The sequence below is a fragment of the Halomonas sp. NYA30 genome, assembly GCF_976980765.1.
Genome location: NZ_OZ334477.1, coordinates 535,981 through 559,535, shown reverse-complemented (window position 1 = coordinate 559,535; position 23,555 = coordinate 535,981). Strand labels below are relative to the sequence as shown.

The following is a 23,555-nucleotide window of genomic DNA, read 5'->3' as shown; positions in this document are numbered from 1 at the left end:
ACTGTAGGAACAAAGATGACCGCACCGACCCCAGCTTTCGATGAACTACGCCGCTTTCTTAAGGACATGTTTCAGTTCGAAGCCCATGATCTAGATTTCGGCATCTACCGTATCACCCGCCTGAAACGTCAATTCATCCAGACTTTTATCGATGGCAAAGCGGATAGCAGCCTGCAAAGCATTGTCAGTAATGCCTTAAATAGCGTACATAACAGCCAGAGCGAAACTGCTAGTAATTGGTTAGCGGCCTTCGCCGCTCAATTCGGCGATATGGGTCGTCCACTTTGGCAAGCTGTTACGGAAAACCCAGAGGATGAAACCGCACAGGCTCGATTCAGAAGCTTATTCGCCATGCCGGTACTCAGTGATGAGCAACGCGAGCAGGCAGAAGCCCAGCTAACGACCTTCCTTGAAACTCGGCAACTGACATCCGAGCAGTTGGAAACCAAAGTCTATAACCATCTGCTCAACTTCTTCGAGCTGTACTACCAGAATGGCGATTTCGGCTACAATACCCGCGCCACCAGCGCATTCAAAGTACCCTACGAAGCCGACTACGATGGCACCGATACGCTGTTCCATTGGAAGCACAAAGATAGTTACTACATTAAAACTGGCAACGGCTTTCACAGCGTACGTTGCCAGATCGCTGGCGAGTGGGTGGAATTCCGTCTAGTCAGTGGCGGCGATGAAGACGTAGAAACCAGCGAGCGTAATAACAACAAAGACGGCGACAGCAAGCACTATCAATTGAAGGATATTCAACCCATTGTCGAGCAGGATGCCGAAGGCAATGAAAAGACTGTCTGGCAAGTGCGCTTCACCCTGGCAGCCAGGTCCACTCCTAAAATCGAGCTATACACTTACCTGTGGCAAGAAGTTTTTCAAAAAGAAGATGATCTGACGCCGTACCTCTATAAAAAACCCGACAAAAGTGACCCTAAGCTTGGAAAACCGTTATTTAATGATCTGACCAGCGACTTTGACAAGAGCGACGGAGGCCAAATCAAGGGTATTGGTCAACTGCGTCTCAAGTTTGAAAAATATCTGGAAGAGTTGGCTAAGCGCAACGAATTCGCCGATCTTGGCGGTAATGTTGACGAACGAAGAAAGGAACTTGAACAAGATTGGATTGCCACTTCTTTATGGGAAATCGACCGCAATCTCAATAAGTTCTACGTTGGTAATGACGCCGATTACTTTATCCATAAGAACTTGCAAGAATTTCTAACTGGCGAGAAAAGCCGCTTCATCAAGCAGGTGATCTTCTCAGATCTTGATGCCCTACTGCATGCTGGCGAGGATAATAGTACTGCTCTGATCGCTCGTGCGTTTAACCAAGTCGCTGACACTTTGATTGGTTTTCTCGCAGCCATTGAGAATTTCCAGAAAGGCCTATTCGAGTTAAAAAAGAAAATTGTTGATACGCATTACCTGGTATCCGTAGGCAAGATTCCCTCGCACTTTCATAAGCGAGTTTTCGCTAACATGGCACAGCGCGACGAATGGCGCGATATTTTCAAAGTAAATATTAGTAACGCATCAGAGCTGATAGAACACCCTACGCTAGTAGTAGATACCAGCCTTTTCCGTGCAAGTGACCCCAACTTTCAGGATGATTTGATCAGTCTGCCCGAATTCGACAATCTTGATGAACAGACCGACGGCCTACTTATCGCCTCAGAAAATTGGCAGGCACTGAATTTACTGCAGGAGAAATTCCGCGAGCAAATCAAGTGCATCTATATCGACCCTCCCTACAATACCGGTGGTGATGGTTTTCTGTACAAAGACAGCTTTCGGCATTCGAGTTGGGCTAGCATGATCCACGATCGTCTCATGCTGGCGCATTCATTTTTGAGCAAACATGGAGTGCTGTTCGCTAGCATTGATGAAAAGGAACGCACCCAGCTTGAAAACCAACTACGCCAGACTTTCGGCGCGAGCAATCGAGTAGAAGAAATAATCTGGGCGCAAAATTCAAATAAAAACAAGTCTCCAACCTATTCAACAAACCATGAGTATGTGGAGGTATTCGCTAAAGACCTGGAAACAGTCAAGGCTGAACCGACCATGTTTCGCGAACCTAAGCCCGGCTATGCCGAGATGATGGAACTAGTGGAACAATTGAACTCTCAGTACCTAAGTAGCAATGAGTTTGAAGCGGAAATTATTAAGCTATACGCCAACCATCGCGAAGCGCTCAAAGCCGAGCTGGAGACACAAGGTATTGAGTTCGACAAGAACCTTGATCCCTGGAAGGGTTTATACAACTATAAAAATGCTGAGTACCGGGATGTGAATGGTTATTATGTTGAAGAACACCTCGCCCAAGAACAAGAGGCGCTGATATGGATTTGGCGTGAAAGTGATGCCTCAATGCCCCAGGTGAAGCAAGATTCACAAAAGGCTATTTTTCGAGATCCGAGTGACCCTGCATTTCGATTCTACAAACCGATTCATCCTGTTACAAAAAAGCCGTGTCCACATCCAAAGCGTGGCTGGGCGTGGCCATTTGAAAGAATGGAAGGCCAGACATCCTGTTTTGTAGAGCTTGATGCTGATAAGCGTATTGTTTGGGGAAAAGATGAAAAAAAGGTTCCTCAAGTTAAGCGCTACCTGCATGAGGCAGAATCAAATGTTGCCAAATCGGTTGTTACCGATTATTCCGACGGCGAAAAGGATCTGACTGCTACCACAGGTAAAACCAGAACGTTTGCTAGCCCAAAACCCGTAAATTTAATTGAACGCTTCACCCAGCAAACCACTAGCTCGGGTGAATGGGTGATGGATTTTTTTGCTGGTTCTGGCACTACAGGTCACGCAGTTATACGCAGCGATGAGCAGCGACGCTTCCTACTCACCGAAATGGGTGGCTACTTCGACTCAATTCTCAAGCCGCGCATCAAACGCGTGCTTTACTCAACCCAGTGGAAAGACGGGGCACCAATTAATCGTGGCCTTCATAAACGCTTAGTAAAAGTGCAGAGTATTGAGCAGTACGAAGACCTGTTAGATAACCTGACCTTGGATGATGGCGGTCAGTTACGTACTCACTGGGACGAAGTTGAACTGCCCAAGCAAGTGCCGGTCAGCTACTTGTTTCGCCCTGAGCAAAGCAGCCCGACCAGCTCACTGGATATTTCACGACCGTTTAGCCAAACGCTACGCGTCGGCAAGGCCCGTGAAGAAAAAACCATCGACCTAATGGAGACGTGGTGCTATCTGCAAGGCTATTGGGTCAAATCACGCCGCACATATCGCCCAGATACTCATCCAGACATCGGCCGCCCCTATCTAGTCGTTGAAACCATTCACGATACATTGGTAGTTTTCCGCGATATCAACCCGGCGGAAGACGACACCGACAGCCTTCATACTATTCTTGCCCACTATACCGACGAGCAGGGCGTCAGCCGTGTCCAGCGCTTGGAACTGAATTTCGACGCTGACCTACGCCAACTGACATTCGAAACCTACCTGATTCAGGCCAGCGATTTCCTGCGGGGCGCACAATGGAGCTAAAACTCTACAACCGACTCAAACGCGAACTGCTGGGCGAATTTTCCACACGCGCTGAAGGGCACGACCGTGACTACCAAAAACAGGTAGAAAGCTTTGCTTCTCGTCAAAGCAGTGGCCTGCCCAAACCAATAGGACGCAAGATACAGAAGTGGTTGAGTGACTATAACCAACTGCTTTCACGGCCTTTCACGTTGCGTTACTACCAAACTTTGGCGCTCTACTTTACCGAATACGTGCTTGAACAAAAGCGCGCTGGCAAGGGGTTTGCCGAACAGAAAGCCCTGGCGTACTGGATGGCCACTGGCAGCGGTAAGACGCTGCTGATGCACCTAAATATTCTGCAATACATCGAGCACATTGGCGGTACAGCAGCTTTTGATGAACTGCAAATTATTCTAACCACGCCGGGCGCTAACCTGATTGAACAGCACGAGCGCGAACTGGGCGAAGTAGTTCGTCAGTTGAACCGCCTCTACAACAACCGAATCAAGCTAACGGTTGCCACCACCAGCGCGCTACTCAATAAAGAGCCCGGCTTCTTCAACATGCCAGACAGCACCCGGCTTTTTCGGCTAGTACTGGTGGATGAAGGTCACATAGGCTTGGCCAGCGGAGGCAAGGAAGTAGGCGCTTTCAAGCAACTGCGCCAAAACCTACTTAAACCGGACAATGCTTTTTTGTTTGAGTATTCGGCAACCTATCACGGTATATCCGAAACTCATGTCCGCGACTACGAAGAACAGATCGTCTACGACTACAACTACTATCGTTTCTTCAAGGATGGCTATGGCAAAGACTACTCACTACAGAGTCTAGCTGATGATCGCTTCGCCGATACTGGCAAGGGCGATACCGCCTTTTTCACCGCCACTTTCGACACACTGCATGAAAAACTCACTGCACATGAACAGCTAACCATCAGCCAAGCGCATGGTACTGGAGAGCTGCCCTTCACCGGGCACTTCCCCGACAAGCCTCTGCTAGCTTACATGGGCAATACGGTAGAAGATCCCAAGAAAGAGGGCAGCGCAAAGGATGAGGTTTCCGACATTCGCCGCTTCGTGGTCTGGCTCGCCCACCTTGATAATGCTAGCCGTGCGGCTTATTCCCCCATATTCAACGGTCAGCACAACGGCAAGCTGACCCTGACCCGATCTCCCGGCGTAGCCGATGAAATCTGGCTTTCCTGGGGCGATGCGCAGTATTGGGGACTGATCAACGTCGGCAATGGTGACAAGTTCTTTAAAGAGTGTGAAGCACACCCACAGCTCCGTGACACCAATGGTGAACCACTGGTAATACTGAGCAAGGCCCCCATTGTCAATGCGCGCTATCACTTCGACGCTATTGATGACGTAGGATCTCCGATCAATGTTTTGGTGGGCAGTCGCAAGTTCGCCGAAGGCTGGAACTGCTTCCGAGTGTCGATTATCGGTCTGATCAACCTCGGTTCGAGCAAGGGCAACAAGATCATTCAGATTTTCGGAAGAGGCGTACGCCTGAAAGGCTTACGAGGGGACGGCAAGCGTCAACATCTAGTTCATAGCGATGATTATGCAGCGCTCGTAGATAGTGACACGTCGGATAGCCAACTTCGTCGCTTAGAAACTTTAAACGTTTTTAGCCTTAACAAATCATGGTTGGCTGTTTTTCTCGGCGCGCTAGAGAAGGATTTACCTATAATCGCAGGGCCTTATAGCCTGGAGGTCAATCCCGCTATTGTTAAGGTGGGCACACACAAGCAGAAGCGGGCAGCACTGGCCTTCACCGATTATCAACACAAGTTACACACATTTAAGGTGGGACGCTCCGAATTCGACTCCCCCCTACGCATCACGTTGGATGATGAAACTCATGAGTGGTGTTGGCATTATTTTCAGCGTAACAATGTTCAGCGCAACGTTGAGCTCAGTGGTCGATTGGCTAACCCCGGTTTTAGCCTCGATTATCGTACGGATCGTACTCAGAAAGGCCATAACCTTGTGCATGAACTACGTGACTGCCTCAAAAGCCAGACAGCATTCGTTGACAGCGATTGGCTGCAAACCCGTCTGCTAACCTGGGGCCACCAACAACGTGTGCAACTTTACGTAGACCAAAGTGCTTCCATACAACCTCTCAGCGTGGAAGCTCTGCTCAAACCAACTAAAGAAATTCTTTATGACCAGCCATTGAGTGAGCGCAAATGGCCGGTTATCGAGCGCCTGCTGGAAGAAGTACAACGCGACTTGCTGGAAAAGATTTTTCATAAGGTACGCTACGACATCGACAAACGGCAGTATCGTTTTGAGACCGTACGTCAGAACGCGCCGAGTGCGCGCGGCGACTTTATCGACCGCTACAGCCTGACCTATGAATTTGCTGAACTAGAACAGAAAATCGCCTTCGAGAATGATGCCACACTGAACCAACAGATTCAGCTCGACCTTGAAGAGGCTCGTGGTGATTATCATATCTACGAACATTTACTAGGCGAAGCCACCGATACGTTACTCAAAAAGCATAAACTCAAGCGTATCGGCATATCACCTGACAGCCTGAATCCGGGGGAACGTAAATTCCTTCACGATATTTTGGAATTTATTGACGATAATTACCCGCGCGATCATCGTGAGTTCTATCTGATGCGCAATGTAGAGTCGTTGCGATCCATTGGCATCTACTTAGAAGGCGAAACCCGCGTTTTCTATCCCGACTTTGTGCTCTGGATTGTGGATGAAAAAGCCAACAAAACCACGCTTGCCCTGTTCGACCCTAAGGGTCAGACCGGCATTGTCAAGGAAGATGACCTTGGCTTGAAAAGTGCAGACAGCATGAACGACAAGGTACGCATTGCCACCAACGGCCACTTGAACGAATTGGCTAAGGATCTACAGAGCCAAACAGGTCGTATCTGGTCAGTGCATTCCTTTATCCTGTTACGAGATACATCGCCACTGGGACGTTGGAGGGGTTCCTCACCAACAAACTCAGACATGGAGCGAGCTGAAGCGATGATTCAGCGCGGTGTGTTACGTCTTGATTGGCATGATAAAAATGAGTCCGGTCAGTCCTCTACTAAGCTCCGTGACGGCGATTCCTATTTAAGCCGAATTTTCGCTCAGCTTCTTTCATAAATTAAAAGCAGCGGGCAATGTTTATTAGCTAGCACTGCCTGCTGTTACGTCTCTTGCTGCCTGCAAAGATAACAAGTTTGAGCCTGAACCGGGGCTTGCCTATAATCGTCGCCCTACGCCAGCCAGCCACTAACGGACACATCATGAACGCCGACCTCGACGCCCTGCATCCCTACCCGTTTGAAAAGCTGGCGGCGCTAAAGGCGACGCTCACCCCGCCCACCGAGCTCGCCCATATACCGCTGACCATTGGCGAACCACAGCACGCGCCCTACCCAGCAGCGCTTGATGCCCTAGTAGCGCACCAATTGGAAATGGCCCGCTACCCGGCCACCAACGGCCTGCCAGCGCTTCGTGAAGCCATCGCTAACTGGGCAACGCAGCGCTTTCAGCTACGCGACCTCGACAGCGAACAGCATGTCGTTCCGGTCAACGGCACTCGGGAAGCAATTTTTGCCTTTGTGCAGGCAGCCCTGGATCGCACGCGCCCGGCAAAAGTTGCGGTACCCAATCCGTTTTATCAGATTTACGAAGGCGCGACGCTGCTGGCAGGCGGTGAACCGCTCTACTTAGACTGCACCGCTGAGAACAATTTTCGGCCTGACTTTAGTGCGGTGCCTGCCGCTACGTGGCGTGAGGTGCAGATGGTGTTTATCTGTTCACCGGGCAACCCCACCGGGGCTGTCACGCCCATTGAGGAGTTCAAGCAACTCATTGCACTGGCCGATGAGTACGATTTCATCATCGCCTCAGACGAGTGCTATTCGGAACTTTATCTGGACGAGACCGCGCCACCACCCGGCCTATTACAAGCCTGCGCCGAACTGGGCCGTAACGATTATCGGCGTTGCGTAGTATTTCATTCGCTCTCCAAACGCTCTAACTTGCCCGGCCTGCGCTCGGGTTTTGTGGCAGGCGATGCAGCTCTGTTAACCCCCTTCAAGCGCTACCGCACCTACCACGGCTGCGCTATGTCGATACCCATTCAGCACGCGTCTATTGCTGCCTGGCAGGATGAGCAGCACGTGCGCGCTAACCGCGACGCCTACCGGGAAAAATTTAGCGCGGTGACCGATGTGCTTGCGCCTGTCATGAGCTTCCCAGCACCTCAAGCCAGTTTCTATCTCTGGCCCGCAGTACCCGGCGGCGATGACATCGCTTTCACCCAGCGCCTATTTGCCGAGCAGCATGTCAGCGTACTGCCCGGCAGCTTAATGGGCCGCACGGGGACAAACGGCATTAACCCTGGCGCAGGACGTGTGCGATTAGCGCTGGTAGCCGAATTGGCGCCTACGCTGGAAGCGGCGCAGCGTATCCGTCATCTTATTGAGCGCGGTTAACCGCGATAACGCTTTAGTTCATGGAGGCTGTATGCTGACGCTCTATATTATTAATACCTGCGACACCTGCCGTAAGGCGCGAAAAGCCTTGGAAGGCAAAGGTATTGCGTTCAAGACCTACGACCTGCGCAAAGATGGCCTTTCGGCGGGTCTGCTTGAGCATATTTTAGAACGCCTACCGCTTGCCGATGTCGTCAACAAACGTAGCAAAACCTGGCGCGACCTCCCTCAAGAAGAGAAAGATGCCTTTGATACGTCAGCTCGCCAGATGCTGGTGAAACATCCCACGCTACTGAAGCGACCGCTACTAGAAGTAGACGACTCAACCATTCTGGTTGGCTACCGCGACGGCGATTACGACAAGCTGAGCAGTTAGTCGCTAGCCGCACTCATTCTTCATTCTCCACCATTCATCACTACAGGACACTCTCTTATGCTGAGCTTTGCGCTTGGAATTGGCACCCAAAACACCCAAGGCGACTGGCTGGAAATCTACTACCCGGCACCGCTGTTCAATCCCGATGCGAGCTTGGTAGCCGCTGCTCAGCAAGCGCTGGATGCGCCGCAAGGCAACGCTGCGATTAGCTTTTTGCCTGAAGACTGCACACGCCTGGCAAAAGCCTTAGAGGCCGCTGGCCACTCCGCTCAAGCAGAGCTCGCTGAAGCGCTTTCCGCTAGCCAGCGCCCGCTGGTGGCCATGTTTCTGGACACCGACCAGCCACCACAGACCGCTCCCGAGGTCTACCTCAAGCTCCATTTGCTTTCCCACCGTTTAGTGAAGCCCCACGGGCTGGATCTGACCGGCATGTTTGGTCTGCTACGCAATATTGCCTGGACCAACGAAGGCGCGATCGATATTGAAGAGCTGCCTACACGCCGCTTAAAGGCGCGCTTGGCGGGGCGCGCGCTCTCCGTGGACTGCGTGGACAAATTCCCCAAAATGACCGACTACGTGGTACCTACCGGTATCCGCATCGGCGACACTGCCCGCGTGCGTCTTGGCGCTTACTTGGGCGAAGGCACCACAGTGATGCACGAAGGCTTCGTCAACTTCAATGCAGGCGCCGAAGGCCCCGGCATGATAGAAGGCCGCATTTCGGCGGGTGTAATGGTCGGCAAAGGTTCAGACCTCGGCGGCGGCTGCTCGACCATGGGCACCCTCTCCGGCGGCGGCAATATCGTCATTAAAGTCGGCGAAGGCTGCTTAATCGGCGCCAACGCTGGCATCGGCATTCCCCTGGGTGACCGCTGCACGGTGGAAGCGGGTCTCTATATTACTGCTGGCTCCAAAGTAACGCTGCTGGATGATCAGGGCCAGGAAGTAAAAACCGTTTCTGCCCGCGAGCTGGCAAGCCAGGACGATCAGCTGTGGCGCCGCAACTCGCAGAACGGCCGCATTGAGTGCCTGACCAACAAAAGTGCCATCGCCCTGAACGAGGCGTTGCATGCCCACAACTGAGCCTGAAGCGCTGTCGCCGACGCTGCAACTTGCCTTTGAGCTGCTCAGCCGAGCCTCGGTAACGCCGGACGACGAAGGTTGCCAGGAACTCATGATCGAGCGTTTAACAGCGCTCGGTTTCAATGTTGAGCGGCTGCCATTTGGCGATGTAACGAATTTTTGGGCAGTGCGCGGTCATCACGGCCCCGTCGTGGCTTTCGCGGGCCACACCGATGTGGTGCCCAGCGGCCCTTATATCAACTGGCAGTACCCCCCGTTCGAGCCCTGCATCGACGCAGAGGGAATGCTGTGCGGGCGTGGCGCTGCCGATATGAAAGGCAGCCTCGCTTCCATGCTGACCGCCGTTGAACGCTTTGTCGCGAATCATCCAGAGCACGACGGCCGCATTGCCTTTCTGATCACTTCCGATGAAGAGGGTCCGGCGGTCGACGGCACTCGCGCGGTGGTTGAACATCTGCGCGAGCGCAATGAGCGCCTCGATTACTGCATTGTCGGCGAGCCTTCGTCCACCGATCGACTGGGCGATGTGATCAAAAACGGTCGTCGCGGATCGCTCGGCGCCACGCTACACATCAAGGGCGTGCAAGGCCACGTGGCTTATCCGCATTTAGCGCGTAACCCTATCCATCAAGCGATGCCAGCACTCGACGCGCTGGTCAATGAGCATTGGGACGCGGGCAACGATTTCTTCCCTGCCACCAGCTTTCAGATTTCTAACCTGCGCGCAGGCACCGGTGCCACTAATGTGATTCCTGGCGATGTCGAAGTGGTGTTTAATTTTCGCTTCTCGACCGAAGTGACCCACCAACAGTTGCAGGCTCGCACGGAATCCATTCTCGCTCAGCATGGCCTGGAGTATCAGATAGACTGGACGCTTAACGGCGAGCCTTTCTTGACCGCTGAAGGCGAGCTTGTCGACGCCGCCATCAAAGGCGTTGAAGCAGTGACTGGCGAGCGCCCCGCGCTTTCTACCAGTGGCGGCACTTCGGATGGCCGCTTCATTGCCACCCTGGGTGCTCAGGTGGTCGAGCTAGGTCCGCTGAACGACACCATCCACAAGGTCAATGAGCGCGTTCGCGCTAGCGACCTCGACGACTTAAGCCGGATTTACGAAGCGACACTGCAGGCGTTGCTCATCTCCGGCGAGGTAAACGTATGATGGAGCGTTACCCCGATATAGAAATCTACCTGGCTAGCGTCTCGCTGGAGGCACTCAATGAGTGGCTAAAAAGCACGCTAATCGCACCGCCGCTCAGCCCGGCAGGCAAAGGCAAATGGCAAACCCGAGGTCAGTATGAGGGCGACTGCGTACCGGTATTATTAGTAGACAAAGCCGCCGATGGCTTTGCCAGCCTATGGTTTGATAGCAACCACACCCCTTGGATGACTGACCAGGAGTGCGCCCAACAAGCCGCAGAGGCGCTTCAGACCGAGGTGCGATGCTCATTGGGCGGTTGGAATCCCGGCGATGATCCTGACCGCTTCTGGCAAGTGATGCCCGGCGGCAAAGAGGGAGCCATCGAGTGGCCCGATTCAGGCCGATAATAGGCCCTATAAACGTAAACGACCCCGCCGAAGCGGGGTCGTTTACTATCCTACGATCACTTTAGCTAGTCGTTAAACTTACTCAATAATACTCACATCGTCGGCCTGCAAACCACGCTCATTTTTAATCACGTGATAACGCACAATTTGGCCTTCAGCTAACATACGCGGGCCACGGCCGCGAATGGCGCGAAAGTGTACAAAGACATCTTCACCATTATCGCGGGTAATAAAACCATAGCCTTTGTTAGTATTGAACCACTTCACTTCCCCCTCTTCACGGCCATCATTGGGGTCGATGATGTCTTCTTCCTCATCATCGTCCAAGGGAGCAGCCGCTTGAGGCTGGCGCGATGCAGGCTTAGGACGCGCTACCACATCAGACGCCACCACTACTGAGGGCGCAAAAGCAGCAGACGCTAATGTGCCAATACACAGAACAATAAAACACCCGATAGCAACAGCAATATAGACACCGCTACTGTCTGCCAACACCTCCATTAATTGCTCGGCGAGGGCACTATTGGTTAAACGAACAATCCCCGCCAACAGAAGTGGCGTGGGGGCGGCAAGTAATACACTGATTAAGAAACAGCGAAACACAACTTTTGGGTTCATAGAAAATAAAAGCTCTCTTGTTGTATGGGTAACAGACGAAGGACAATACCCGCACTATCAGGCCCATTCCCAATAGCACTGGCATACTACTACATAAGGTTGCAATGTTATCATGACCCACGAATTATCGCCTGCTGAGCTAACCCAGCTTGTGGAATCTTTAGAAAGCCGCTTAGCGCACCAAGAGCACTGGCTGGACACGCTAGACCAAGCGGTGATTCAGCAGGAGCGCCGCCTGGAAAAACTGGAGCAGTTGAGTGGGTTGATGCGCGAACGCCTCCGCGAGCAGCATCAAGCACTTCAAGCAAGCGAACCCCAGGGCGGCCAGCGCCCCGAGGATGAACTTCCGCCACACTATTAAGCTAATGATAGCGCCAACGACTGCGTATTTATTAGCCTCCAACAACACTCGCGGGATTACTACTTTCCAGCCCAAAGGCGTCTGCCACGGCTTGATAAGTAACTTGGCCAGCATGCACATTAAGACCGGGCAGGAAGTGCGGGTCGTCACGTAGCGCCTGCTGCCAGCCTTTATCCGCCAGGGCAAGCACGAAGGGCAGCGTGGCGTTAGTCAGCCCCTGGGTAGAGGTGCGGGCCACGGCGCCGGGCATATTGGCGACGCAGTAGTGAACAATGCCATCAACGATATAGGTCGGTTCGGCGTGGGTGGTGGGCTTACTGGTTTCAAAACAGCCGCCCTGATCAATCGCTACATCGACCAACACGCTACCAGGCTTCATATCAGCTAGCATGCGGCGAGTGATCAACTTTGGCGCAGCGGCGCCAGGCACCAGCACCGCGCCAATGATCATATCCGACTCAAGGGTAGCCGTTTCAAGTGCATCGGCGGTGGAATAAACCGTTTTGATGCGCCCCTGATAGCGGTCATCCAACACTTCCAGCCGCGCCAGAGATTTATCCAGAATGGTGACCTCTGCGCCTAACCCCAATGCCATGCGAGCGGCATTTTCGCCGACGACGCCGCCACCGATGACCGTCACTTTCCCCGGCGCCACACCGGGCACGCCGGGCAGCAGCACGCCTGCACCGCCCTGGGCTTTTTCCAGGCTATGAGCACCGGCTTGAACGGCCATTCGCCCTGCTACGGTGCTCATAGGCGCAAGTAGCGGCAAGCCGCCGCGGGCATCGGTAATCGTCTCATAAGCGATGCAGGTGGCGCCGCTTTTCATCAAACCACGGGTAAGGGGCTCTTCGGCGGCCAGGTGAAGATAGGTGAACAGGGTATGCTGCGGAGTGAGCCGCGCCACCTCGTCAGACTGGGGCTCTTTCACCTTGAGGATTAGCTCGGCATTGCGCCACAGTGTGTCCACATCGGCTTCAATCTGAGCACCGGCGGCCTGGTAATCGGCATCGGTAAAGCCAGCCCCTTCACCAGCACTAGCTTGAACGCTGACCTGATGGCCACGACCGGTTAACTCTCGCGCGCCAGTGGGCGTTAACGCGACGCGATACTCGTGATTTTTAATCTCTTTGGGGACGGCGATTTTCATTGGATTTTTCCTGTGCTTTTAAAGGTCATTCGTCTTATTAAGCAAATTACAGCACAGCGAACGTTGACCACCACCCCAGGAACGCAAAACAAAAAAAACGCCGGTTAAGGCGTTTTTTAGGAGAAAAATCTAGCGATTGCCGGTTCTGCACGAAAAATTCCACTCTTCTTTAAATCACTCAACGATAACGGCGCCACCATAGATGCGCCGATACTCTTCGGGCAAACGTTTGGGCCGCCCCGTTGAGAGCGCCACGCAGGCAAAGCGCGTGCGGGCATAAAGCAGTGTTTTGGAATCGCTGGTGCGCACTAGCTGAAAACGCCGTGTCAGACTGAAGCGTTCATCGCAATCGACAATCCAGGTCACCAACTGTAGCTCATCGCCTGCAAAAGCAGGCGCGAGGTAATCCAGTTCATGACGATGAACCACCATCGCACGGTCAAGCTCTCGGTAACGCTCAATCGAGAGGCCGAGCGCTTCAGAGTGCGCCCAACTAATCTGCTCAACCCAGCGCAGGTACTCGCTGTTGTTAACGTGCTGATAAGCATCAATCGCCTCATCAGCGACGCGGATATCGATCACAAAAGGATCGGGCAGCGCCCACTCCATCCTTGGCTCCTCTTTATCCTGACTCTCGTGTGAATTAGTCGCGGAACACGCGCACTCCCAACGCTTTCAGGTAAGACGTCTCAGGAATAGCGGGATGCACCGGGTGATCGGGGCCTTGATGGCCCTGGAAAATCACCTGACCATGGCGGTCCTGATGGCGAACGGCGCCACGCACCACATCCATCAACCGCTCGGGCGCTAGGTGCATTGAGCAGGAGGCGGACATCAACAGGCCGTCGCGACCCAGCAATCGCATGGCTTCGCGGTTCAAGCGGGCATAGGCACGCTCGCCGTTAGGGATATCCTTACGCTTTTTGATGAACGCAGGCGGGTCAAGAATGACCACGTCAAACTCCTCACCCTCTGCCTTCAAGGCTGCTAAGGCTTCAAATGCATCCCCTTCGCTAACAGCCACTTTTTCCTGAACGCCATTGAGCTCAGCGTTGCGTGCAACCTGGTCTAGCGCTGGGCCTGAAGAGTCTAGGCACACCACCTCTTTCGCGCCATGAACGGCTGCCTGCACGCCCCAGCCACCCACGTAGCTGAAGACATCCAGCACGCGCTTACCGGCCACTTGGCGATTGAGCCATTCGCGATTAACGCGGTGATCGAAGAACCAGCCGGTTTTCTGGCCATTAAGTACCGGCACGACAAAACGTGCGCCGTTCTCTTCCAACACCACTTCGTCGGGCAACGTGCCCTTGATAACGTCAACGTGGGCCTCAAGACCCTCCTGACGACGACCGCCGGTATCGTTACGGAAAACGATCACTTCAGGCTTGATGACTTTTTCCAGCGCATCAACAATCTCATCCGCCAACGCCTGCATGCCAGCGGTATTGAGCTGCACGACGAGAACATCGCCAAAACGATCAATCACCAAGCCTGGCAGCAAATCGCCTTCACCGTGAATCAAGCGGTAATACGGCTGCTCATAAAGACGCTGACGTAGTGCCAACGCTTGGTTAAAGCGGTGCACAAACAGCGAACGATCCAAGCGCATTTCAGGGTCACGCGACATAACGCGGGCAGCGATTAACGAATGGGGATTAACGTAAGCCACCGCCATGACTTTTCCGTTGGAGGCTTCTACCAGGGCGGTTTCGCCTGCCGCAAAGTTTTTCAGCGGCGTCTCTTTGATATCTACTTCATTAGAGTAGATCCAGAGATGGCCCGCTTTGAGGCGGCGATCAGCATTTTTATTCAGGCGCAGGCGTTGGGTCACAGCAATCTCCAAAAATCGTAAGCAAAACTTAAGTAAAACGTCAGCACTTATAGGCAGGCATTAACGCTGGCAGCCGGGGCAGAAAACGCTGGCACGCTGGCCAAGCGTAATGCGGCGAAGCTCCGCGCCGCAGCGCAAACAGGGCTGACCGTGGCGGCCGTAAACATTTAGCCGCTGAGCAAAGTAGCCGGGCTCACCCTGGCCGCTGACAAAGTCTCTCAGCGTAGTGCCACCCTGGGTAATCGCCGCCGCCAGCACCTCTTTCACAGCAAGGGCTAAAGCGTCATAACGAGCGCGAGAAACTCTCCCTGCCGCACGGCGCGGATCAATGCCCGCCATAAACAGCGCTTCCGCGGCGTAGATATTACCGGCACCCACCACTACCTGGTTGTCCATCAGAAATGGCTTTACTGCCACACGCTTGTTGCGCGAGCGGGCGTAAAGCCACTTGCCATTAAACGCATCAGACAATGGCTCGGGCCCCAAATGCGCAAGACGCTTATCCTGCGTTTCATCCTTGGCCTGCCAATCCACAAAGCCAAACCGACGGGGGTCGTGATAACGCAACACATAGCCGTTAGCGGTGACCACATCGACATGGTCATGCTTTTTAGGCAAATCCCCCACCTGGGCAATACGCAGGCTACCCGACATGCCCAAATGCCATAACAGCGTGGCACTAGCATCATCTGCAAGCGCACTAACCGGCTGAATGGGAATCTGCAGATATTTTGCCCGCCGCTTCAATACGCCAATGCGTGCGCCCACCAACCGCTCGGCCAAGTCATCCGGCATGGGCACGCGCAGCCGCGGCTGACGCACCAGCACTTCGGTGACTTCCTGACCTTCAATATAAGGCGCAATCCCTCGGCGGGTGGTTTCAACTTCGGGCAGTTCGGGCATATTTGAGCATCGTAACGGCTTGTGATGACAGCCTAATGAAGATGGATTCGCTAGGCATGCTGCGCATAAAAAGCGTGCATGCAAAAACCCGGCTTTGGGCCGGGTTTTGAACAGACGCTCGCCTGCAGAGAAAGCCGATCATCATCGCTTACGCGATTACTTGATCTTGGCTTCCTTATAAATAACGTGCTTACGGACAACCGGATCGAATTTCTTGAACTCGAACTTATCCGGAGTATTCCGTTTGTTCTTATCAGTGGTGTAGAAGTGACCGGTACCGGCACTAGACACCAACTTGATTTTATCGCGCATGATTTAATCCTTCCAAAATGCTTGGTCCGAAACGCTTGGCCCGAAAGCTAGCTTAGACAGCGTCGCCACGCTTACGAATATCAACCAAAACTGCGTCGATACCGTTTTTATCAATGATGCGCATTCCTTTAGTGGAAACGCGCAGCTTGACGAAGCGGTTTTCAGACTCAACCCAAAAACGATGGGTGTGCAGGTTTGGCAAGAAACGACGACGTGTCTTACGCATTGAGTGTGAAACGTTATTTCCAGTTACCGGACGCTTGCCGGTAACCTGACATACTTTGGACATTAGAGCCTCCAACTGCTTGGCCAGGATATAATAACCTGAGTGTTCAAAACTGTCGGGCGGACCGGAAGGGAAGGTGTCGGCGCCGTTAACCGCCAAGCTTTATCCAAATCCGTTATTCAACCCAAGTTTAAAGGTGGCACTTTATACCAGAGCACCCGACTAGCAGCAAGCAAAACCCACTAAAAAGGTTAAATAAGCGCCATTTTACTCATTTAACTTAGATAGCGTCACGCAATGTACTGCGCGTTGATTCTGCTTATAGCCAGCCACGCTCGGCAAAAGAGACCACTTCTCCATCTCCCACTACGAAATGATCCAACACGCGCACTTCAAACAGCGCGAGCGCGTCTTTTAAGCGTTCGGTGATTCGTCGATCAGCATCGCTTGGCTCTGCCACACCCGATGGGTGATTGTGAGCCAGGATAACGGCGCCAGCACTAAGTTCTAAAGCGCGCTTGGCAACTTCGCGGGGGTAAACAGATGCGCTGTCTAGGGTACCGCGAAACAGCGATTCATAGCGAATAATTCGGTGCTGTGTATCCAAAAAAAGCACGGCAAACTCTTCATGGCCTAAATGGCGCAGCTGGGAACTCAGGTAGTGGCGCACCAAAGCAGGCGATGTCAGTGCATTGCCACGCGCCAACTGGCTAGCCAAATGGCGCCGCGACAACTCAAGCGTAGCTTGTAGTTGGGCATACTTAGCGGTGCCTAGCCCATGGGCAGCGCAGAAACTTGCTTGATCAGCCTCCAGCAGTTGGCGTAAGCCACCAAAGCTTGTGAGCAAATCCCTCGCCAAATCAACCGCCGAGCGCCCCTGTACGCCGACGCGCAAAAAAATCGCCAGCAACTCCGCATCCGAAAGCGTCTGGGCACCTGCGTTTAATAATTTCTCCCGCGGCCGCTCACCCTCTGGCCAGTGATTGATTCCCATCGCACCTTCCCGCTTTGTCCGCCCTTGGTAATTAACGCAAACCGCCTTCAAACCAACTCACGCGATCAGCCTCAGTAAACCTAGCTTACCCTTGTTTCCCCTCAATATGCCAAATTGATGGTGCCAGTGGTATGGTAAGCCTCCTCACGAACGCTGATGCGGATGACTGAACATGGCTTCTGTTGCTGACACAACAAGCACCCCGACAATCGCTTTCACCGCTGCCTCAACACTCGCTGGCAAACGGGTGCTACTCGGGGTTAGCGCGGGTATTGCTGCTTACAAAAGCGCGTTGCTTGTGCGCCTGCTTAAGCAAGCGGGCTGCGAGGTGCGTGTGGTAATGACCGATGGGGCTCAGGCCTTTATTACGCCGCTCACCCTGCAGGCACTCTCCGGTGAGCCGGTGCGCACCTCCTTACTCGACCCGGAAGCCGAAGCGGGCATGGGCCATATTGAGCTGGCCCGCTGGGCGGATGTAGTACTCATCGCCCCAGCCACGGCCGACTTAATCGCTCGATTAGTGCTCGGCATGGCTGATGATTTGCTCACCACGCTCTGCCTGGCCTCAGAAGCGCCCAAGCTGATTGCCCCGGCAATGAACCAGGCGATGTGGCGCCACCCGGCCACTCAGCGCAATGTGGCGCAGCTGCAGCAAGACGGCTGGCAGCAAATAGGCCCTGCCGCGGGCGATCAAGCCTGTGGTGATGTGGGGCCTGGCCGCATGAGTGAGCCTGAAGAGATATTTAGCGCTGTGATAGCACTGTTTGCAGCGCCACCTTCTCCTTATTATGGCTCCTCCGCTGGCGCCCCTCATGTAGTGATCACCGCTGGCCCAACTCGCGAGCCGCTGGACCCGGTACGCTATATTTCCAATCACAGTTCGGGAAAAATGGGCTTTGCTTTAGCTGCAGCGGCAGTGGCGCAGGGCGCTAAAGTGACGTTGATCAGCGGGCCAGTTAATTTATCCACCCCGCCGGGCGCCACACGGATTGACGTTGAGTCAGCCGAACAGATGTACCGTGAAGCACAACGGTTAGCGCCCCAAGCGGCGCTATTTATCGGCTGCGCGGCGGTGGCTGACTACCGTGCGGTAGCCCCCGCCGAGCACAAGCTCAAGAAGCAGGACGATAGCGACACTCTCACCCTGACCTTGGTGAAAAATCCTGACATTATCGCCAGCATAGCGGCGCTTCCCGCTGGGCAGCGCCCGCTGGTAGTTGGCTTTGCCGCCGAAACCCAAGAAATAGAGCGCTACGCGCAGGATAAACTGCAGCGCAAAGGGCTGGATATGATCGTGGCTAACGATGTTTCCCAGGCGGGCCTGGGGTTTGGCAGCGACCAGAATGCCGCCTGGTTACTATGGCGCACCGCAGAAGGCGTTGAAAGCCGGGCGGAAGCACCCCAGCCGAAAACCCAGCTGGCCGCTACGATCATTCATCAGGCGCTCACCCTGCTTTCGACGACAGCATCTGAAACAACTTCTACTAACGCTTCTGGAGAATCCCAATGAGTGCCCGCCCCCGTCTGCAGTGCAAAGTGTTAGATGAACGCTTGCACGATTATCTCCCCACCTATGCAACAGCAGGCTCTGCAGGCATGGATCTACGTGCCCTGCTGGACACGCCACTGACCTTGGCACCCGGCGACTGCCAGCTCGTGCGTACGGGCATTGCCATCTATATTGAAGACCCAGGCTTAGCAGGCATGATTCTGCCGCGCTCCGGTTTGGGGCATAAGCACGGCATTGTGCTGGGCAACTTGGTCGGCTTGATCGACTCCGATTACCAGGGCGAGCTGATGATTTCGGTCTGGAACCGGGGCCAGAGCGACTTTACCCTTGCCCCCTTCGACCGCCTGGCACAGTACGTGCTTGTGCCTGTTGTGCAAGCCGAACTCACTCTTGTGGACGCGTTTAAAGACTCCCTGCGGGGAAGCGGCGGGTTTGGCAGCACCGGCAGTCAGTAGCTATTAGCAATAGCCATTAGCAGTAGCAATTGACAGGACGTGGTTAAGAAACCTTTGCAAGGAAATTTCTGTTTAGCTGGGAAGCCTATGAACGCACAGACCGTACCCGCTTCGATTTTTCGCGCCTACGATATCCGCGGTATCGTTGACGACACGCTCACCGAAGAGACGGTAGAAATGATCGGACGTGCCGTTGGCTCGGAAGCCGCCGCACGGGGAGAATCCAGCGTGGTAGTCGCACGCGACGGTCGCCTTTCAGGCGCTCGGCTGCAAGCAGCGCTGATGCGTGGCTTGAACGCTGCAGGACGAGACGTTATTGATATCGGCATGGTGCCCACGCCGGTGCTGTACTTCGCCACCCATATCTTGCCAGGCACCCAATCAGGCGTGATGGTTACCGGCAGTCATAACCCGCCTGATTACAATGGCTTTAAAATCGTTCTGAGCGGCGAAACGCTCTCCGGCGATGCGATTACCGCGCTGTTTGAGCGTATCCAGTCTGGCAACCTGGAGAGCGGTCAAGGCAGCATCACCCAGCAGGATCTCCGCGAAACGTATTTAGCGCGCATATTAGGTGACGTTAAGATCAACCGGCCGATCAAAGCCGTGGTCGACTGCGGCAACGGGGTTGCCGGCGAGCTTGGCCCGCAGCTGCTGACTCGCCTCGGTATTGATACAACTGCGCTGTTCGATGAGATCGATGGCCACTTTCCCAATCACCACCCGGATCCTGGCAAACCGGAAAATATGCAGGACTTGACGCGCAAGGTGCAAGAAACGGGCGCTGACATTGGGCTTGCCTTTGATGGCGATGGCGACCGAGTAGGCGTGGTCACCTCCACCGGCAAGCTGATTTATCCCGACCACCTGCTGATGGTATTTGCCACCGATATGCTCACGCGCCTGCCCGGCGCCAAGGTTATTTTTGATATCAAGTGCACCGGCAACCTAGTCAAAGTGATTAGTGATGCTGGGGGCGAGCCTGAGATGTGGCGAACCGGTCACTCCCTGATCAAAGCGCGCATGAAAGAGACCGGCGCTCAGTTGGGCGGAGAGATGAGCGGGCATATTTTTTTCCAAGAGCGCTGGTATGGTTTTGACGATGGCCTTTATGCCGCCGCTAGGCTGGTAGAAATTCTCGCCAACCAGCCTGACGATGCGGATACTTTTTTCGCCACATTTCCCCAAGACGTTGGTACCCCAGAGATTAATATTGCGGTTACCGACGCTAACAAATTTTCTCTAATAGATAAGCTTGCTCGCGAGGGCGACTTCGGCGAAGGTATCAAAACCACGTTAGATGGCATTCGCGTTGATTACCCGGATGGCTGGGGGTTGTGCCGCGCCTCCAACACCACGCCTGCCCTGGTCATGCGCTTCGAAGGGAAGGACGATGCCGCCCTCGCACGTATCAAAGCGGTATTTAATAACGCGCTACAGCGCGTCGCGCCAGATATCGAGCTACCCCAGTAAGCAAATTGTTGGATAGATAGCTCTTGAAATAGCTTTTCATATAGCTCTTCACATAGCTCTTTACATAGTCAGGCGCTGAAGGGATCGCGCGCTTAGAAAGCGCGACCCTCACGACACAATCGACATAAACGTTATGCAGCATAATAAACGTTCGCAAGGGACAACCTCATGAGTTCAGCCAGTCGCGACCCGCAGGTCGTTGTGGAGGTGCTTTCCGAAGCCCTCCCCTATATTCAGCAGTTTTCCGGTAAAACCGTGGTGGTCAAATATGGCGGCAACGCCATGACCGAAAGCACCCTGATTGACTCCTTTGCCCGCGATATCGTGCTAATGAAGGAAGTCGGCATCAACCCGGTAGTGGTGCACGGCGGCGGGCCGCAAATCGGCGACCTACTCAAAAAGCTCAACATCGAGTCGCGCTTCGTCAACGGCATGCGGGTCACCGACTCGCAAACCATGGACGTGGTCGAGATGGTGCTGGGCGGTTTGGTTAATAAAAGTATTGTGAACCTGATCAACCAGAGCGGTGGCAAGGCGATCGGCCTGACAGGCAAGGACGGCGCGCAAATTCGTGCCCGCCAACTTAAGGTCGAGCACCAAAGCCCTGAAATGACGGCCCCGGAGATTATCGATATCGGCCACGTGGGCGAAGTGGAGTCGATCTCAACCGAGTTGATTGAGATGCTGGCGGCGCGCGACTTTATCCCGGTGATCGCCCCGATTGGCGTCGACGCTGCAGGCCATAGCTACAACATCAATGCTGACCTGGTAGCAGGCAAGATTGCCGAAGCGCTTAACGCTGAAAAGCTGATGCTGCTCACTAACGTCGCTGGTCTCATGAACGCCGAAGGCGAGGTGCTCACAGGCTTAACCACCGCACAAGTCGATGCCCTGATCGAAGATGGCACTATCTATGGCGGCATGCTGCCCAAAATTCGCTGCGCGTTAGATGCAGTAAAAGGCGGCGTGAATAGCTCGCACATTATTGATGGCCGTGTCCCCCACGCGGTATTGCTGGAAATTTTCACCAATGCTGGGGTGGGCACCCTAATCACGGACGCGAGCTAACCGCGACGGAGGGCACATCATGAGCGAAGATCAAAAACCTCGCCGCCGCGAGCAGATACTCCAAGCACTGGCATTAATGCTTGAAGAAGACAGTGGCAAACGCATTACTACCGCCGCTCTCGCTCGTCAGGTAGGTGTTTCAGAAGCAGCGCTCTACCGTCACTTCCCCAGCAAAGCACGTATGTTTGAGGGGCTGATTGATTTTATTGAAGAGAGCATTTTTGAGCGCATTACGCGTATTTTAGACGACGTACCCGACGCCACTACCCGTTGCGGCACCATCTTGGCGCTGCTGCTGGGCTTCGCCGAGAAAAATCCTGGGCTGGCCCGGGTAATGGGAGGCGACGTACTCACCGGCGAAACCGCCAGGCTACGCCAGCGGGTCAACCAACTGTTTGAACGCCTGGAGATGCAGCTCAAACAGATTCTGCGCGAAGCCGAGCTGCGTGAAGGTCTGCGCCCTACGATTCCCGCCTCCGCCGCTGCTAATTTACTAGCGGCCCAGGCAGAAGGCCGGATTTCGCAGTACGTACGCAGCGACTTTAAGCGCCTACCCACCGAACACTGGGAAGATCAATGGTCGCTATTATCTGCGCAATTACTACGCACGGCGGTACAGCCCGCATAGGCTAAGCCACAGATGAAGGCAGCACAAAAAAACCGGCTCCCTTTGCAGGGGCCGGTTTTTTAAGGCGACAAATACTAGCCAGCTTATACTTAAGCCACCATCGGCTCGCCCATTTTCTGGCGCAGCTTTTTCATCGCGTTCTTTTCAAGCTGACGAATACGCTCAGCGCTGACCCCATAGACATCGGCTAGGTCGTGCAGCGTTTCTTTACTATCGGCTAACCAGCGACGCTGCAGGATATCCCGCGAGCGCTCATCAAGCCCCTCAAGCGCGACCTGTAACCGGCGCGTTGAGTCTTCCTCGAAGTTGCTATCTTCCAACTGCGTGGCAGGGTCTGATGCTGCGTCATCCAGGAAATGCACCGGCGCCTGATAGGTACTCTCTTCATCATCGCCTGCGGGCGCATCAAAGCCAGCATCGTAAGAGGAGAGACGCCCTTCCATATCGCGCACGATCTCAGGCTTAACGTCGAGATCTTTAGCAATGGCGGACACTTCGTCGTTGTTCAGCCACGCCAAGCGCTTCTTCGCGCTACGCAGATTAAAGAACAGCTTACGCTGCGCTTTGGTGGTGGCAATCTTGACGATGCGCCAGTTACGCAGCACAAATTCGTGAATTTCCGCTTTGATCCAATGCACGGCAAAAGAGACCAATCGAACACCCTGATTAGGATCGAAGCGCTTGACGGCTTTCATTAAGCCGACGTTACCTTCTTGAATTAAATCTGCTTGGGGTAACCCATAGCCAGAATAACTACGCGCAATGTGAACCACAAAGCGCAAATGTGACATCACTAAACGCCGAGCAGCTTCCAGATCACCGTCATCGTAAAGACGATAGGCGAGCTCTCGCTCTTCATCAGCGGTTAAAACCGAAATTCCATTAACTGCGCGGATATAGCCGCCCAGATCACCGCCGGGTGAAAGCTGCCCCACCGGTATAAGACTAGTGCTCATGTGCAGGTGGTCTCCCCTGTAACCCATCGTGGTTGACGTAGCACGTTATCAATAACCTATTACCTTAAATTCTGTCCTACAA

22 protein-coding genes are annotated in these 23,555 nt (G+C 53.9%); 13 read left to right on the top strand and 9 right to left on the bottom strand.

What is annotated here, in order from left to right:
• Positions 1-15: 15 nt before the first annotated feature.
• The 7 genes from ACWI0H_RS02600 (at position 16) to ACWI0H_RS02570 (ending at position 10,985) form a co-directional block, all read left to right on the top strand.
• Positions 16-3,525: a site-specific DNA-methyltransferase gene (locus tag ACWI0H_RS02600; protein ID WP_157826562.1), complete on the top strand. Its 3,510-nt coding sequence runs from the start codon at positions 16-18 to the stop codon at positions 3,523-3,525.
• The gene (locus ACWI0H_RS02595) at positions 3,516-6,641 is read left to right on the top strand and encodes a DEAD/DEAH box helicase family protein (protein ID WP_101147417.1); all 3,126 of its coding nucleotides are present in this window, start codon (positions 3,516-3,518) and stop codon (positions 6,639-6,641) included. Before ACWI0H_RS02600 ends, ACWI0H_RS02595 begins: the two co-directional genes overlap by 10 nt.
• A 143-nt stretch (positions 6,642-6,784) precedes the next feature.
• A complete protein-coding gene (gene dapC / locus ACWI0H_RS02590) occupies positions 6,785-7,981 on the top strand; it encodes a succinyldiaminopimelate transaminase (RefSeq protein WP_336273572.1) in 1,197 nt (398 codons plus the stop codon).
• A 31-nt stretch (positions 7,982-8,012) separates the two neighbouring features.
• On the top strand, positions 8,013-8,357 hold the full coding sequence (locus ACWI0H_RS02585; protein WP_336268872.1) for a Spx/MgsR family RNA polymerase-binding regulatory protein: 345 nt from the start codon (positions 8,013-8,015) through the stop codon (positions 8,355-8,357).
• 57 nt (positions 8,358-8,414) lie between these two features.
• Positions 8,415-9,440, top strand: coding sequence for a 2,3,4,5-tetrahydropyridine-2,6-dicarboxylate N-succinyltransferase (dapD, locus tag ACWI0H_RS02580; RefSeq protein ID WP_336273574.1), 1,026 nt, complete (start codon positions 8,415-8,417; stop codon positions 9,438-9,440).
• On the top strand, positions 9,427-10,599 hold the full coding sequence (dapE, locus tag ACWI0H_RS02575) for a succinyl-diaminopimelate desuccinylase (RefSeq protein WP_485874723.1): 1,173 nt from the start codon (positions 9,427-9,429) through the stop codon (positions 10,597-10,599). The genes dapD and dapE overlap by 14 nt, the downstream gene beginning before the upstream one ends.
• Positions 10,596-10,985, top strand: coding sequence for a hypothetical protein (locus ACWI0H_RS02570; RefSeq protein ID WP_485874722.1), 390 nt, complete (start codon positions 10,596-10,598; stop codon positions 10,983-10,985). The genes dapE and ACWI0H_RS02570 overlap by 4 nt, the downstream gene beginning before the upstream one ends.
• A 78-nt stretch (positions 10,986-11,063) precedes the next feature.
• Here ACWI0H_RS02570 and ACWI0H_RS02565 read toward each other — a convergent pair whose 3' ends face one another.
• Positions 11,064-11,603, bottom strand: coding sequence for a cold-shock protein (locus ACWI0H_RS02565; protein WP_101147423.1), 540 nt, complete (start codon positions 11,601-11,603; stop codon positions 11,064-11,066).
• Between the two features lie 112 nt (positions 11,604-11,715).
• Between ACWI0H_RS02565 and ACWI0H_RS02560 the strand changes: the two genes are divergently transcribed.
• On the top strand, positions 11,716-11,964 hold the full coding sequence (locus tag ACWI0H_RS02560) for a SlyX family protein (RefSeq protein WP_101147424.1): 249 nt from the start codon (positions 11,716-11,718) through the stop codon (positions 11,962-11,964).
• A gap of 31 nt (positions 11,965-11,995) precedes the next feature.
• Here the strand turns inward: ACWI0H_RS02560 and ald are convergent, their stop codons facing one another.
• From ald to radC, 7 genes are all read right to left on the bottom strand, one after another.
• Positions 11,996-13,114: an alanine dehydrogenase gene (ald, locus tag ACWI0H_RS02555; protein WP_485874721.1), complete on the bottom strand. Its 1,119-nt coding sequence runs from the start codon at positions 13,112-13,114 to the stop codon at positions 11,996-11,998.
• A gap of 174 nt (positions 13,115-13,288) precedes the next feature.
• Positions 13,289-13,723: an acyl-CoA thioesterase gene (locus ACWI0H_RS02550; RefSeq protein ID WP_485874720.1), complete on the bottom strand. Its 435-nt coding sequence runs from the start codon at positions 13,721-13,723 to the stop codon at positions 13,289-13,291.
• A 34-nt stretch (positions 13,724-13,757) separates the two neighbouring features.
• Entirely contained in the window at positions 13,758-14,948 is a 1,191-nt protein-coding gene (locus ACWI0H_RS02545; RefSeq protein WP_176302512.1) for a class I SAM-dependent methyltransferase, read from the bottom strand.
• Positions 14,949-15,008: 60 nt separating this feature from the next.
• Complete coding sequence (gene mutM / locus ACWI0H_RS02540) at positions 15,009-15,851, bottom strand: bifunctional DNA-formamidopyrimidine glycosylase/DNA-(apurinic or apyrimidinic site) lyase (RefSeq protein ID WP_485874719.1); 843 nt, start codon at positions 15,849-15,851, stop codon at positions 15,009-15,011.
• A gap of 156 nt (positions 15,852-16,007) precedes the next feature.
• Complete coding sequence (gene rpmG, locus ACWI0H_RS02535; protein WP_007111734.1) at positions 16,008-16,163, bottom strand: 50S ribosomal protein L33; 156 nt, start codon at positions 16,161-16,163, stop codon at positions 16,008-16,010.
• A gap of 52 nt (positions 16,164-16,215) precedes the next feature.
• On the bottom strand, positions 16,216-16,452 hold the full coding sequence (gene rpmB / locus ACWI0H_RS02530) for a 50S ribosomal protein L28 (protein ID WP_485876146.1): 237 nt from the start codon (positions 16,450-16,452) through the stop codon (positions 16,216-16,218).
• Positions 16,453-16,708: 256 nt separating this feature from the next.
• Complete coding sequence (radC, locus tag ACWI0H_RS02525; RefSeq protein ID WP_485874718.1) at positions 16,709-17,383, bottom strand: RadC family protein; 675 nt, start codon at positions 17,381-17,383, stop codon at positions 16,709-16,711.
• A gap of 172 nt (positions 17,384-17,555) precedes the next feature.
• Between radC and coaBC the strand changes: the two genes are divergently transcribed.
• From coaBC to slmA, 5 genes are all read left to right on the top strand, one after another.
• Positions 17,556-18,893, top strand: a complete 1,338-nt coding sequence (gene coaBC, locus ACWI0H_RS02520) for a bifunctional phosphopantothenoylcysteine decarboxylase/phosphopantothenate--cysteine ligase CoaBC (RefSeq protein ID WP_485874717.1) — start codon at positions 17,556-17,558, stop codon at positions 18,891-18,893.
• On the top strand, positions 18,890-19,348 hold the full coding sequence (dut, locus tag ACWI0H_RS02515; protein ID WP_339881739.1) for a dUTP diphosphatase: 459 nt from the start codon (positions 18,890-18,892) through the stop codon (positions 19,346-19,348). The genes coaBC and dut overlap by 4 nt, the downstream gene beginning before the upstream one ends.
• Positions 19,349-19,435: 87 nt before the next feature.
• Positions 19,436-20,821, top strand: coding sequence for a phosphomannomutase/phosphoglucomutase (locus tag ACWI0H_RS02510; RefSeq protein WP_485874716.1), 1,386 nt, complete (start codon positions 19,436-19,438; stop codon positions 20,819-20,821).
• A gap of 168 nt (positions 20,822-20,989) precedes the next feature.
• Positions 20,990-21,889: an acetylglutamate kinase gene (argB, locus tag ACWI0H_RS02505; RefSeq protein ID WP_008959898.1), complete on the top strand. Its 900-nt coding sequence runs from the start codon at positions 20,990-20,992 to the stop codon at positions 21,887-21,889.
• Between the two features lie 19 nt (positions 21,890-21,908).
• A complete protein-coding gene (slmA, locus tag ACWI0H_RS02500) occupies positions 21,909-22,517 on the top strand; it encodes a nucleoid occlusion factor SlmA (RefSeq protein WP_336273581.1) in 609 nt (202 codons plus the stop codon).
• 89 nt (positions 22,518-22,606) lie between these two features.
• On the opposite strand, the gene rpoH is transcribed toward slmA, so the two are convergent.
• Positions 22,607-23,473 carry an RNA polymerase sigma factor RpoH gene (rpoH, locus tag ACWI0H_RS02495; RefSeq protein ID WP_008959900.1) on the bottom strand — a complete coding sequence of 289 codons (867 nt, stop codon included), beginning with the start codon at positions 23,471-23,473 and terminating at the stop codon, positions 22,607-22,609.
• Positions 23,474-23,555 lie beyond the last annotated feature (82 nt).

Coding starts and splice junctions, on each gene's coding strand:
- ACWI0H_RS02600 (WP_157826562.1), top strand. CDS start 16: ATGACCGCACCGACCCCAGCTTTCGATGAACTACGCCGCTTTCTTAAG.
- ACWI0H_RS02595 (WP_101147417.1), top strand. CDS start 3,516: ATGGAGCTAAAACTCTACAACCGACTCAAACGCGAACTGCTGGGCGAA.
- dapC (WP_336273572.1), top strand. CDS start 6,785: ATGAACGCCGACCTCGACGCCCTGCATCCCTACCCGTTTGAAAAGCTG.
- ACWI0H_RS02585 (WP_336268872.1), top strand. CDS start 8,013: ATGCTGACGCTCTATATTATTAATACCTGCGACACCTGCCGTAAGGCG.
- dapD (WP_336273574.1), top strand. CDS start 8,415: ATGCTGAGCTTTGCGCTTGGAATTGGCACCCAAAACACCCAAGGCGAC.
- dapE (WP_485874723.1), top strand. CDS start 9,427: ATGCCCACAACTGAGCCTGAAGCGCTGTCGCCGACGCTGCAACTTGCC.
- ACWI0H_RS02570 (WP_485874722.1), top strand. CDS start 10,596: ATGATGGAGCGTTACCCCGATATAGAAATCTACCTGGCTAGCGTCTCG.
- ACWI0H_RS02565 (WP_101147423.1), bottom strand. CDS start 11,603: ATGAACCCAAAAGTTGTGTTTCGCTGTTTCTTAATCAGTGTATTACTT.
- ACWI0H_RS02560 (WP_101147424.1), top strand. CDS start 11,716: ATGACCCACGAATTATCGCCTGCTGAGCTAACCCAGCTTGTGGAATCT.
- ald (WP_485874721.1), bottom strand. CDS start 13,114: ATGAAAATCGCCGTCCCCAAAGAGATTAAAAATCACGAGTATCGCGTC.
- ACWI0H_RS02550 (WP_485874720.1), bottom strand. CDS start 13,723: ATGGAGTGGGCGCTGCCCGATCCTTTTGTGATCGATATCCGCGTCGCT.
- mutM (WP_485874719.1), bottom strand. CDS start 15,851: ATGCCCGAACTGCCCGAAGTTGAAACCACCCGCCGAGGGATTGCGCCT.
- rpmG (WP_007111734.1), bottom strand. CDS start 16,163: ATGCGCGATAAAATCAAGTTGGTGTCTAGTGCCGGTACCGGTCACTTC.
- rpmB (WP_485876146.1), bottom strand. CDS start 16,452: ATGTCCAAAGTATGTCAGGTTACCGGCAAGCGTCCGGTAACTGGAAAT.
- radC (WP_485874718.1), bottom strand. CDS start 17,383: ATGGGAATCAATCACTGGCCAGAGGGTGAGCGGCCGCGGGAGAAATTA.
- coaBC (WP_485874717.1), top strand. CDS start 17,556: ATGGCTTCTGTTGCTGACACAACAAGCACCCCGACAATCGCTTTCACC.
- dut (WP_339881739.1), top strand. CDS start 18,890: ATGAGTGCCCGCCCCCGTCTGCAGTGCAAAGTGTTAGATGAACGCTTG.
- ACWI0H_RS02510 (WP_485874716.1), top strand. CDS start 19,436: ATGAACGCACAGACCGTACCCGCTTCGATTTTTCGCGCCTACGATATC.
- argB (WP_008959898.1), top strand. CDS start 20,990: ATGAGTTCAGCCAGTCGCGACCCGCAGGTCGTTGTGGAGGTGCTTTCC.
- slmA (WP_336273581.1), top strand. CDS start 21,909: ATGAGCGAAGATCAAAAACCTCGCCGCCGCGAGCAGATACTCCAAGCA.
- rpoH (WP_008959900.1), bottom strand. CDS start 23,473: ATGAGCACTAGTCTTATACCGGTGGGGCAGCTTTCACCCGGCGGTGAT.